Source organism: Hanstruepera neustonica (assembly GCF_002895005.1).
GTDB lineage: Bacteria > Bacteroidota > Bacteroidia > Flavobacteriales > Flavobacteriaceae > Hanstruepera > Hanstruepera neustonica.
In genome coordinates this window covers 91,476-105,572 of record NZ_POWF01000003.1, presented here as the reverse complement: position 1 = coordinate 105,572, position 14,097 = coordinate 91,476, and the positions used below count along the sequence as shown (strand labels likewise).

Sequence of the window (14,097 nt, the reverse complement as noted above, 5' to 3'; positions counted from 1 at the left end):
AAAAACCTTCTGGCCTTTTACCTTTTAAGTGTAAAATGACCAGTGAATGTCCTGCCGTTCGGTAAAGTGGCCAGATACCAATAATCATCAGTCTTTAACAGTTTTCCGTTAAAGGTACCATCCCAGCTATTTTCTGATGTGCCAATCTCTTTAATGAGTTTACCGTACCTATCAAATATTTTGATTCTGATAGCCCTAGTTTTGGCACTGATTCCTTTTGGGTTCCATGTATCATTTATACCGTCACCATTAGGAGTGAAAAATTTCGGAAAGCCAAAAACGGCGACTTCTTCGGTGATGACACCACAACCGTTTTTATCACGAATCAAGAGTAAATGTGTGTCAGCCAAAACATTTGAGAAAAAAGGTTCATCTTGATACACACCATAGTCTAAAGCATATTCATAATCACCTTCACCAGAAACCGTAATCGCGATGGTATTGTTTTCAACCCCGTCATTGACTGCAATACTTTCTATAGTAGCGATATTAGAGGGATTTACGGTTATTTCCCGACTTATTGAACAGCCATTAGTATTGGTAGCAATGACTGTGTATATGCCAATTTCATTGATTTGGATACTTTCAGAGTTTAAAAATAAAATAGTACCATTTAAAAACCATTCATAAGTCAGGGTGCCGTGACCAATTACGCCAGATTCCACAACAATGGTTTCTGGATACTCATTTAAGCAATAAATTAGTGTTTCGTCATCAAGAATTTCGGGACTATCAAATACGGCTAAAGGTAACGTGGTGTATGCAAAACAATTACCATTGTCTCGTATTTGAATAAACAATTCATCGACATAGGGATTGCTTATATTTTCATATTCTGAAGTAAAAGGGTTGTCTTGATTGATTAAATCTGCTTCCGAAGCATAAAATGTGATGTTAGCCGTATTGGGCACATCAGGATTGTTTAAAACATGGCTTTCCAAATCGGCAATACTAAAGATTGTAATGCCATCATTGTTGTCATCACATGCAGGAAATGCATCTAATGAAACAGGATTATTGGCAATATCGAGTATGACTTGAGCAACAGAAATACAACCATTGCGATTAACAACTCTGGCATAAACGGTTTGGCCAATGCTAGTATTTAGGTAATTGGATGGATCCTCAATAAGTCCAATATCTGAACCTTCAGCACCAGTTTGTGTTTCATAAAAATCGACAACAGTTAGATTTTGGTCGCTACCCGTAATAACTAAACTGGCATCCCATAAATTATAAGTTGTAAAGCCATCCAAATCGATATCGCAGGCAATCAATGTGGTATCGAAAACAATAGGATCTGACGAATATTCAACAGTGATGCCACCATAGGCTATACAGGTTCCGTTGACGGTTACTTCCACGTCATAGGTTCCAGATTGCGTTACTTCATAAGTTGCGCTGGTTTCAGAAGTGAGCTCTATACCATTTTGAAACCAGGTATAACTATCAGCATTAGTCTGGAATGCGTCAAGGATTAAGGTCTCATCCGTACATAAGGCATTGTAGTTGGCAATAAGCCTATCAGGGCCTAAATCTGCACTCAATTGAAAGCTGCCAGCTTCCAAAAAGACAGCCGAATCGTAACGATAGTTAATATGGTCTGCGATCACCAGTTTGACGTGATAGGTTGTATTAGGAATGACATCAGCAACAGCTGTTAAAATAGCCGTTTGGCCATTAAAATTTATTGGTGCCGATGTGTCGTTCCATCCACCAAAATAACCTTCATTAATAGGATCGCATCCACCGCCTCCTGGAATCCCTGAATGCACAGTTGTTACTTTTATTGGCGTTTCGGTGCCAGGAACTACGGCAATATTTTCGTATTGTGTTGTTCCATCAGGGCGAATGAGAAAACCGAATAGGTCTGAATATTGACAAGTATTATTATTACCTTCCTGATATTCTTCGGAAGCAAAAATATATCGAAAGCTGATTTGGTTAGCAACAGCTTCAAAATTGAACTCAATAATGGTTGCATTTAGGGTGCTACTTTCATCCAGAACTGTTTCCAAGTCGTTGTCACCATTCCAATTGGGTGCATCATCATCACTTAAGGACGTATTGGGGCCTTGGACATTATTTAATCTGCCTGTAGATAATACCACACCACTTTGAAACGGGAAACTACTGCCTGTAGCATCAAAATAACCATAACTTAAATCGGAATCTCCGAAATCACCACCAACCACATTAGTCACATTGACATTGGTAATACAGTTACTGTCAACCAAAATATCCTCAATAAGTTGTTGTGGGGAATAGGTGTTGGCGTCTACTTGGACATTTTGGGACCACGAGACGAAAGAAGCGAACAAAGCCAATAAAAACAAGTAGTTTTTCATTCCATGCAATTGGAATACAAAGATAAGTAATATCCTATGTTTAAACCTTAATTACTTGTTAATGCATTAGCGCTTAAGCGCAAAATGCCCTTTGACTTCAAATTTGATATCGCCTTTAACTACTTTAGCTACAAACCAATAATCGTTTGATGGCATGGGGCTGCCATTATAAGTGCCATCCCAACCAACGGAAGTATGTGGTAGGGTTTTAAGCAGTTTACCATAACGATCATAAATATGCACTATGGTACCTGCTAATTGATTGACACCAGTAATATGCCAATAATCATTTTGACCGTCTTGGTTTGGTGTGAAGAAAAGAGGCGTGTCAATAATCACAATTTCTTTTATTGCCGATGCGCAGCCATTTAAATCGTAAACTTCAATGGTGTGAGGTCCAAGCGTTACGTTATAAAACACATTGGATTCCTGTGGTATACCATTATCGAGAATGTACATATAATTACCAATACCACTTATGGTTACGGTAATATTGTTTGGGTTGGAAAAGTCAACAGTCTCTGTAAATTCGATAGTAGCTTGTTCTGATTCGATAACATTGAATGTACTGGTTGTTGTACAGCCATCAACGGAAGTTACAGTAACAGAGTAAGTACCTATTTCGGTTATTTCAATTTCTGAAGCAGTAGCATTTGTTGACCACTGATAGGTGTCGGTGTTAAAACCTGTTTCGGCAGAAACGACTAATGGTAAGTTATCCAAGCAAACCGTTTGGTCTGGGATGTTAACATCGGGTTTTCTGAAAATAATGGTTTCAAATTGGGTAATATTGAAACAACCTGTTTGATTATTTTCAACACGCACATATAAAGTTTGCTCATTAAAAGCGAAATAGTTTAAGTCTGCTATGGCATTTACACTATCCATAGCTTCTTCTTCCAGTTCAAAATAGGAAACTGTGAATAGGTTTGGGTTTTGACTGCCCAAAACTATGGAAGTTTGAACCGATAAATCAAAAACCATCATACCATCGTAATCATCATCACAAGCTTCTAAATCTGGAGGTGTCACCGCATTAGGTCTTGGATTGACTATTAAATTGAAACTGTCAATGGCAACACAACCCGTTTGCGTATTAACGGCTCTAATGAAAATGGTATCGTTGTTACTGGTGTATGTATAATTTTCAGATAATGCATTTTGAGCATTATTGGCATTGGTTTGGTTACTGTAAAATGATACTGCTACATACTCTTGATTTCCAATAAGCGCATCTAATGTTTCGTTTAAATTAAAACTGTTGGTATCGTTATCACAAATTGGGTAATTGTCAATATCATTGATTGTAGGTGGTAGGTTTACAATTAAATCCAAAGGAATGGTCACATAACAATTGGAAACCGTATTGGTTATTTTGATATAAACGGTTTGTGGATTGGCAATGTTGCTATAATTGCTTGGATTTGAAATCGGGTTAATCCCAGATTCAACATCCTCCAAGGATTCATGATAAATGACCACAATATCGTCTTGTCGGATATCCAAAACTTCTATTTCGGAGACTGTTAAATCGAATGTCACAGAACCATCGTAATCTGTGTCGCATTGCTCCATAGCTGATGCTAGATTCACTAACGGTACTTGAATAACATTTAATCCAAATTCAGCAATACCATGACAATAGGTGCCGTTCTCAATACGTGCATAAATTTGTTGTGGATTGGTTTGGTTACTATAGTTTAATGGTAATTCATTTTGCTCATTTTCAGCATTTTCCAGGCTGTCATAAAAAGTGATTGTTAAATTGTCTGTACTCCCTTGAGACATATCAAAAACGACTTGCTGAAGATCAAATTCCTCCTGACCATCATTAGATATATTATCACATAAATAAACATCTAAAGGTGGATTATAAACTGGTAACGAACCGACTTCAATATTGAAATTAGAAACACCAAAACAGGTTTCATCCGTTAGGTTTTCAACTCTAACATATATGATTTGCGGATTAGAAGTGTTTTGATATGCGTTATTTTTATCAATTTCATTGGTACGGTTTATAGCATCCGTTTCCGTTTCAAAATAAAGAACCTGTTTACCGGTCTGACCGTTTAATATTTCAGTGTCTTTTTCAATAAAATAAAAATCAGCTATTTGATCTCCATCGCTTTCACAATTTCTAAAATTGGAAATATCAGGAAAGATAGGTGTGGTGTTGATGTATACTTCAAATATTTCTAAAGAGAAACAACCAGTATCTTGGTTTTCAATACGGGTGTATATAGTTTGTGTTTGCGTATTATATGCAGAAGGACTACTAACGGCATTGATATTGTTTTCGGCGTCAGATTGTGAGGTGTGAAAACTGATGTTAAGCCCATTGGTATCTGTAACAATTTCAGAGATTTTGGCTTCTAGATTAACCACCGAAAAACCATCTTGGTTATCGTCACAAACAATAATATCGCTTGCTTCTGAAATGCTAGGTGCTATTAAGACTTCAATTTCTAAAGGAGCCACATCACTACAATTGGTATCGTTGCTTACAATACGAACGAATATTGTTTGAGGGTTGCTGATATTGTTGTAAAATGGTGGTAATAGGTTTTCGTTATTATCGGCATCTTCCTGTGTTAAGAAATAAGATATGTTTGGATTGGTTATTCCAGAACTCACATAAGAATCAAAAGTCGCTAATTCAATAGCGGTAAAGCCATCATCATCATTATCACAATAAGTAACAGGGTCTAGTGTTGGTATAATAACTGCTGGGTGAATAATTAAACTGACATCAGAAAAATACGTACAATCGTTACTGAAAACGGTCAAAAATAATTGATGCGGACTGTCCGAGACTTCATAAGGAATTGTTTGATCAATTGGGTTTGTGTTATTGTCTCTATCTATTTCTGTTTCAAAGAAATTAATCTGGACATTTTCTAGACCATTGACAATATTTTCAGCAATATTTTCAAGATTGAATGTTTCTATGCCATCATTGGATGCGTCGTCACATCGATAAAAGTTTCTGATGTTGGTGCCTGATTCTAGAATATTAGTGTGTAATTCAATATTAGAAATGGAAACACACCCTGTATTGTCATCAATGACTCTTATGTAAATAGTTTGAACATTAGGAATGGTATTTTCATAATTTTCAATATCGCTTATCGGGTTGTCACCTGTTTGTGCATCCTCATAACTAGTGTGAAATGAGGTAGAAACACCTGTTGTTCCTTGCAATACATCATCAATAATAGTTGATAAGTCAAACGTTTCAAAACCGTCTCCGTCTTGTTCGCAAGTATCAATTACTTGGGTTTCATTGTTAATGAAGGGTGTATCTAGTACATTAACAACCAAAGATGTTGTAGTCATACACCCTGTAATAGCATTAACGACTCTAATAAACAGTTGTTCAGTTTGGTTGGTGTTAACATAAGGAGTGGGTACTGCATTTATTCCTGCATCGGCATCTTCTTGAGAATAATGATAGGATACCAATAAGTCTGGATTACTATTGGTTATTTCATCGTTTTTAATGGTTAAATCTATGGATGTAAAACCATCTGAAGTAGCATCATCGCAAACATCTAATTGTGTGGGTTCGGTAATAGTTGGTATCGGATTTACGATGAGATTAAAAGTGGTAAAAGCCAAACAACCGTTATCAATATCTTCAATTCTTACAAAAATGGTTTGTGGATTGCTTGTATTCTGTATACTGGTTGTAATAGGATTGTTATTGTTCTCTGCTTCACTTTGCGAGTAATGATAACTGATGTTGTAATTGGAACTGGGCACGGCATTCAGTACTTCATCATTTTTAATTGTCAAGTCAAAGATTGCAATACCATCATTACTTGAGTCGTCACAAACTTCATAATCGCTGATATTTTCAGCAGATTGTTCGGAATTTAACGTCACTTCAATAGTGTCTTCAATTTCACAAGTTGTATTGTTAATGGGGATGGATATTTGAACCGTGTATGATCCACTGGAAGTAACTAACAGATTTGGACTCGTTTCACCGAAAATTAGATTGCCATTTAGAAACCAGTTGTAAGTGGCCAAATTGTTTTCTGTGTCGGCCGATAAGGCAACATCTTCAGCACATGTTGTGATGTCTGGACCTAAATCGACTGTTGCATTAAAACTATTACCTTCAATAAAAACGGCAGAGTCAAAGTTTTCATCTGTTTGATCAGCAATGACTAACTTAATATGATATTGTACATTGGGTTGAATGGCAGCTGTAGCTGTTAAAACTGTCGTTCTTCCATTAAAATTGGTATCACCTAAATTATAACCTTCAAAGTAAGATTCATTGGAGGCTTCACAAAAACCAACTATTTCCTCATGAATGGTATTGGTGTTAACAGGCGTAGAGGTTCCAGGAATTAATGCCACATTTTCATAAGGATTAGTCGTACCAGCTTCTTTGATTAAAAATGCAAATCCATCGGAGTATTCACAAGGATAATTGGCAAAATATTCTTCTGAGGCTAAAATATAATTGAATTGTACTTGATTGGTTACAGAAACAAAATCAAACTCGATAGATGTGGCGTTTAATGTGTTGGAAATTCCCAAAGCATTTTCTAAATCAGCATCCGTCCCCCAGTTCGTTTCGCCATCGTTTAGGGTATTGGCATTAGTGGTGTTGCCAGCAGAATTTGCATTTCCGGAGGATAATAGAATACCATTTTCAAATGGAAAATTGGAACTGGCGCGTTCAAAATACCCGAAACTACCAATGCCATTTACAGAACCATTGCTGTTAGAAGTAATATTGGACACTTCTACACAGCCTTGAATCAGTCGATTTTGAATCAGGTCTTGAACTGAAACGGTATTATCAATAGAGATTTGTTGCCCGAAAACGTGGTGATTAAACCCGAAAAACAGATTTAATAAAATAGAACAAAACAGTAGTTTGTTGAGGGAGTAGGGATTAATGTGATTTTTCACGTTTCGATCTGTTGGCTTTTACGGTGGTAAACCTAAACAAAAAAACGATAAAATGCAAATAATATCGATGAAATGCAATATTTTTAATATGTCATATACACAAAACCAGTTAAAGGTTTGTAATTGCCGTCATTTAGATAGAGCACATAATAATATGTGCCAACTGGTAATAAAATTCCTTGATTAGTTAAACCTCTATTGGCTCTGCCATCCCATTTAGTATCATTGTTTCCTTCAAATATGAGTGTTCCCCAACGGTTGTAGATGAGCAATCGGTGTCTTTCAAAAATGTCATACAACCCTTGTATATTAAACCAGTCGTTATAACCATCATTATTAGGTGTAAAAACCTGCGGCACATAAGGTGGGCAATTATCAACTAAAAGTTCAAATACATAGATTTCATAACATAAATCTGTCTCAACTCTTATATAAATAAATTCGGGTAATGTATTATTTTGATAATTGTCAGGTATTAAAATGGCATTAGAATTAGCTTGTAAGTCCTCCAATGAGGTGAAATAATTAATATCATTTGGCGATTCTACTGATAGATTCTCTTCTTTAATAGTTAGATCAAAAATTGCTGTATTGAAACCAATATCACAGCCTATAAGTGGATCAAGCGGCTGTATTTCAGGAAATGGGATGAGTTCAATGGCAGTGTTGGTGTTATTGTTGGTTTCATTAAGTTCTAATACAATTCCATTACTACTACCGTCGTCATCTACCATTACGTTTAAAATAAAATTCAATGGCAAACTATCAGGAATAGTTATCAATATGCTACTACTTTCACTTCCACCTATAGGGATATCATTCATCGTTTGGCTTTGAGCAATGAGTTGAGAATCTGCATAAAACGCAATTGGCGTATTGGCTGGTAAAATATCAGTTGCATTGTTATTGTAGACCGTGTAATCAATTTCTAGGTCTCTAGACGCACAAAATTTTTCTATGTTATCAATTTGAACAGTCGCATCAGGTAGTTGACTGTTTAATACGGTTATAACATTATTTAATATGATAAGGTCGGCAAAAATAGTCCCACCAATGGTCTGACCTGTAGTCAGTTTTATTTCAACTGACGTATCTCCAATGTTGATATTATTCTCAATATTATAAAAGTCCAAATCGCAATTATAGAATTCAGTACTGTTTGTAAAGGAATTAGTGCCATTGAAGGCATTGTTGGCAGGATTTAATGGTGGATTGGAGATAATATTATTATTAATTGAAAGCGATTCGCCAAAATTTAGCAACGAATCACCTTCCCATGCTAAAAACCCAATTTTAGCACCATCGTTATCGAGAACATTGATGTTTTCTAAAGTGATTATTTTTTCCTGGACGTTTCTATTAATAATTTCCAATCCTTGAAATAGATTGATTTGATTAAGTGGCAGGTTATCATTTTCATAAATAATGTAAATGGCCCAACCTCCAAAATTAGTTCTATTTCCGCAATAACCAGGAAATGTTGCCAAAGGTTCAGAAATGTCTAAATCAGAAAATGTGTAGATACCGTTTCCGGTTGTCTGTATGTATTGTGTAATGTCAGTATAGCAGGCAAAATACGTAAGTAAACCATAATTTGGGTCGTCGTAGTCTACGGTATAGGTGTCGTCAGCTGCAATAAATTCTTCATTTAGTTTTACTTGCGTGTCGCCACTTCCTGATCCTGCCCAATATAGGAATGCTGCGACTATAGTGTCATCCGAATTTAAGGTTAGTTCGGCTTCAGATTCAGGAAGCAACTCACAAAACGATTGGTCAATATTATTTTCAAACTGATTTAAAGTATTTCCAATTGCCGTATAGTCAAAACGACCATTAAAATGTTGAAAAAGTTCTATTTCCTGACAAAATATTTTATCAGAAAAAATGAAAATTAATAATGGAAATAATATAAACCGATACATATCAAACGTTGCAACAGTTTAAATTTACAACAATTTAGCAATTAACGCTTTAAAGTAAAGTGATCTTTATATATAGTGCCATCTTGAAGTGTTACAGAAAACCAATACCCTCCTGTAGGTAAAAGGTTTCCATTAAATGTGCCGTCCCAACCTTCACTTGTGGGTAATAACTCCTTCATGAGTTTTCCGTAACGATTGAAAATATAGATTTTGGCATTGGGTTGAAATTGAGCTGTTAAACCCTTTACTTGCCAAATATCATTGTCTCCATCACCATTTGGTGTGAATACTTTTGGGAAACCAATGATTGAAAATTGACTGTCAACAATACCACAGTTATTTTTATCACGAACATAAACCGTATGAACACCTGGTTCTAAATCTGAAAACTGTGAGCTATCCTGATAAGGGCCAGAAACATCATCAACAGCATATTCATAATTACCTATTCCGTTTGCAAAAACGGTGATTGAATTGCCATAATTAACGGCCACATCGGTAATAGTTGCAACACTGGATGAACTAACTGAAATAATGCGTTCAGCGTAACAGCCATCAGGATTTTGGTTTGAAATGGTAGCTATTGGTGTTATTCTAACTGTATAATCACCTTGACTTTGAACCATTATTTCTGATGTTGTTTCAGAAGTTTCTAACCATAAAAAATTATAATCTGAAAGACTGCCTTCCAATGGACCAACATCTATTGTTACGTAATCTCCTGGGTTGTTTTCACAGAAAAAAGCCGTGTCGAATGCTTCAATATTTGGTATTGGAGCAGTAATCAACTCTAACTCACTGATGCTGTAACAATCGGCACTTAAAATATTTTGTAATCTGACGTATATTGTTTGGCTGCCATTTGAGTTTTCAAAATCAGAAACAGCTATTATGGCATTAACTCTATTTTCGGCATCATCCAATGTTTCATAAAATGAAACGGAAACATTTGGATTTGATGTAATATCTTCAGGAATGGCACTTAATAAATCGAATGTTGCTAAACCATTACTGTCTTCACAGCCAACTAAAGGATCTAGATTGAGTGGTTCAGGTTGTTCGGAAATAGTGACAGTTCGATATACTACTTGGGTTTCACCTTCAGTATCTATAGTAATAGTGACTAAATATTCACCAACACTTGAAAAAACATGAGTTGGATTAATGTCAGTTGAGGTATTATTGATTCCCGATGCAGGGTCACCAAAATCCCAACTGATACCATCTATAACTGTTGAAGTATTGATTGAAAATTCCGTGGTATCACCAAAACAGGTATATCTAAAAACGTTAGTAGCAAAAAAATAGGACTGAATGAATGGAGGTAGCCCATAGTGACTACTATTGCCATCTAAATAGACCCCATTAAAATCGTAGTTAGCGGCGGTTCCAATTTCATTGGGGTTTGATATCACAGCAAGTGTTTCACCACCTTGTACAGCAATATAAATTCTACCATCCAATGCTTGCTGAAGACCACCAAGTTCTTCGTCATTTTGAACAGCAATAACAACAGCAGAATTTAAAATAGCAGCTTCATTGGGTTGTGTTAAGTCGTACTGATGCACTTTAGAGATAACATTAGCTCTGTCAATTTCTGTAACATATAATAAATTACTGTCTGGTGAGAATTCACAACCATAAGGGCCTATATCTTCCGAGGAATAATTAGATAAGGTGATTGGATTAGATAAAATTCCTGTTGCCGCATCAAAATCAAATACTTGTGTTTCATTATTTTGATAAGACATCACACTAGCAATTTTTTCACGGTTAGGAGAAGCTTTCAAATATCCGATGGAATTATTATTGTTATTATTTGTACGTTGATGTACAGATCCCACTGCGCTTATAACGGGAGTTGTATTAACACCTGTGTCAGATACTAAATACGAAATGAATTCATTGCTATTCCACTTGTGACTAATGACCCAAATGCTTCTTCCGTCGGCACTTTCAATAGCAGTTATTTTTTCTGTGGTAGGTGTTTCTAAAAGTATATTTTTGTTTGATGTTACGCCACCCAAGCCACCATCAAATGTCATATTTATTTCAGAATATCTTAACCCATTTGCTCTCGCGCGATCATCAACTGTGAAAATATAATAGATATTATCGTCATTAGGTTTAGGGATTATCATTGCCGATTGTGTACTGGATTTATCACCAAATAATCCTTCACCATTAAGCATGATACTATGGTTTCGATTCCAAACGGTACTTCCATCACTATAGAATAACAAATTACCTAGTCTATCCGAAATGGACGAACAGCCTTCTTGCGTATCAATTTGACTTCCTTGTTCGGGTATCGGATACCCAAAGTTAAAATCCAAAGCAGCTCGTTGGCCAAAAACCCAATTTGCAGCTTCGTTTTGGGCTAAACACCAAGTGGAAGCCGTTAATAAGATGAAAAGGATACTATATTTGAATTCTGTTTTCAATATTTTATCGTTTTAATGTGAAATGATCTTTAATTGAACGACCATCTTGCAAAGTTATTTCAAACCAATAATCGCTTACGGGTAAATCTTGTCCATTAAAAGTCCCATCCCAACCATCTCCCAAAGGGGATAATTCCTTAATAAACTTACCGTAACGGTCAAAAATTAAAATTTTGGAATTAGCTTGAAAAAATGGTGTTACTCCTTTAATATTCCAAGTATCATTAAGCCCGTCACCATTTGGAGTAAAAACTTTAGGAAATCCTATTACAAATACATCTAAAGTAGTTATTCCACAACCATTTTTAATGTCTCTAACGTGAACGGTATATACACCTCCTAAAACATTACTGAATACGTTATTGGTTTGATAAGGCGTGTAACTACCAAATTCATCAAACAAAGCATATTCATATACACCTTCTCCATTTGTTAAAACAGTGACAATATTGTTGTCTGAAGCATCATTTACTTCAATTGATTCTATGGTAGCTATGTTAGAAGGCTCAACTACTATAGTTCGTGTTTTCATACATCCAGTAGCTATATTTAATATTTCTACTGTAAAACTTCCAGTTTCATTGACTTGAATTGATTCTGTTATTTCACCTGTTGACCATAAAAATGCATAGTTTGCGTTATCCATTATTCCAGAATCTAATGTGATGCTTTCTGGAAAACTGTTTAGACAATAATATTGTAACTCTTCAGATTCAATATCTGGTAACTCATTAACTATTAGCTCAATTTCTGCAATCCCATAACAATTATTATCGTTTTCAACTCTGGCATATACGGTTTGAGAATATGGTACCTCGTTAATATAGTTTGTTGCAATAGGATTATTTTCTAATATGGCATCGTCCAAATTTTCATAATATCCAATTGTAGCTGTGCCAGGCACACCATTTAGGATATCTGGTTCAGATTCTGTTAAATCAAAACTGTGAAGACCGTCTTCGTTGCCATCATCATCACAAACTAGAATTTGAGAGTCGTTAACACTGGTGGTACTAATTCGCAGTGTCAGTTCGGCTATACTAGAACATTCAGTGGTGCTATTAGTGACCTGGACATATACGATTTGTGGATTGCTTGTATTTATAAAATTTGTCTCGTTAACTATGGCATTCGTGCCATTTAATGCATCGTTAAAGTTTAGGAAAAATTTTGTGATTAGGTCACTTTGATTACCTGTGAGTTCGTCATTTGAATTGGTTAAATTAAATGGCGCTGAATTATTATCACTACATTGAATTTGTTCCGCGTTAAAACTTTCTGGAGCATCCAAAACTATAAGGTTGAAGCTCCTAACACTAAAACAATTTACATTTTCAGAATTTTCAATTCTAACAAAAATCTCTTGATTATAAGGAATATCGTTATAATACAGGTTAGGCAAAGGATTTATGTCGAATTCAGCATCATTCATTGATTCATGATAAGTTATTAACAAATCATTTTCATTTTGCCCATCTAGTATTTCGGCATTTTTAATCAATAGATCAAAAACAACTTGACCATTGCTAGAATCTCCATCGGCATCATTGTCGCATAGGCGATAGTCTGTTGGTGTTGGATAATTGGCTCCTGTTCCTACAAATAACCTGAAAGGAACGATTTCAAAACAACCTGTTAAATCATCTGTAATTTTTGCATAGACTTCTTGAGGGTTAGATGTGTTTGTGTAGAGACCAATTATTGGATTGCTGCCAATGCTGGCATCTGTTTCGCTTTCAAAATAAGTGACGCTAACATTAGTTTGAGTACCGGCTATTAAATTGGTATTAACACTTAAATCAAAAGTTGTTGTAAAATCATCAAAAGGAAATACAGCATCACATTCAGAAAGATTTAATTCTAAATCAGAACTTGATTCATTGGTTGGCGGACTGGCAAATTCAGCTGATCCAATCCATTCTAAATTAAAAGGACTATTACCAATAGGTCTATCAATAACTATATAGTAAGTATCTCCTGCAGATACATCAAGCCAGCGAACAAAGCTATTTCCAATTGCTCCTGGTCCTTCGGACGTATCAGTTTGACTTCCGTTCATACCAGTTAGATTATTGCCTTGATTAGCGGCTTGTGGGTTTGTAGTTGAACATCTAATTGCTTGACCTAAATTACCACAATCTCTATTAGGGCCAAAAACAAAAAAATCATAGTCTTCAACAATGCTAGTGCTTTCTGGAGTTAGAATAAACCCAAGTGTTCCATCTGTTACCAGAGTCACTTTTAGCCAAAGACTGTTATTTTCTTGACTACTACAATTGTTTAACCCAGATAATTCTTGGAATCCAATACCGTTGACATCCAAATTAATTTCAGAATCACCACAAACCGTTATGGCGTTTACACAATCTGTTGGTTGTTGGGCTTGTGAATTTAAGCCATAAAAACAAATAGCTAAAAGCAGTAAAGTATATAGTTTACTGGATTTCAAAG

General features: G+C 35.6%; 5 protein-coding genes. All 5 read right to left on the bottom strand.

What is annotated here, in order from left to right; all coding sequences use genetic code 11:
- Window positions 1-17 precede the first annotated feature (17 nt).
- The gene (locus C1T31_RS07395; RefSeq protein WP_103051857.1) at window positions 18-2,348 is read right to left on the bottom strand and encodes a T9SS type B sorting domain-containing protein; all 2,331 of its coding nucleotides are present in this window, start codon (window positions 2,346-2,348) and stop codon (window positions 18-20) included.
- A 66-nt stretch (window positions 2,349-2,414) separates the two neighbouring features.
- Window positions 2,415-7,280 carry a T9SS type B sorting domain-containing protein gene (locus tag C1T31_RS07390; protein ID WP_243398905.1) on the bottom strand — a complete coding sequence of 1,622 codons (4,866 nt, stop codon included), beginning with the start codon at window positions 7,278-7,280 and terminating at the stop codon, window positions 2,415-2,417.
- An 83-nt stretch (window positions 7,281-7,363) separates the two neighbouring features.
- The gene (locus C1T31_RS07385; RefSeq protein ID WP_165780086.1) at window positions 7,364-9,202 is read right to left on the bottom strand and encodes a gliding motility-associated C-terminal domain-containing protein; all 1,839 of its coding nucleotides are present in this window, start codon (window positions 9,200-9,202) and stop codon (window positions 7,364-7,366) included.
- A gap of 41 nt (window positions 9,203-9,243) precedes the next feature.
- Window positions 9,244-11,646, bottom strand: coding sequence for a T9SS type B sorting domain-containing protein (locus C1T31_RS07380; protein WP_103051856.1), 2,403 nt, complete (start codon window positions 11,644-11,646; stop codon window positions 9,244-9,246).
- Window positions 11,647-11,650: 4 nt separating this feature from the next.
- The gene (locus C1T31_RS07375) at window positions 11,651-14,095 is read right to left on the bottom strand and encodes a T9SS type B sorting domain-containing protein (protein WP_103051855.1); all 2,445 of its coding nucleotides are present in this window, start codon (window positions 14,093-14,095) and stop codon (window positions 11,651-11,653) included.
- Window positions 14,096-14,097 lie beyond the last annotated feature (2 nt).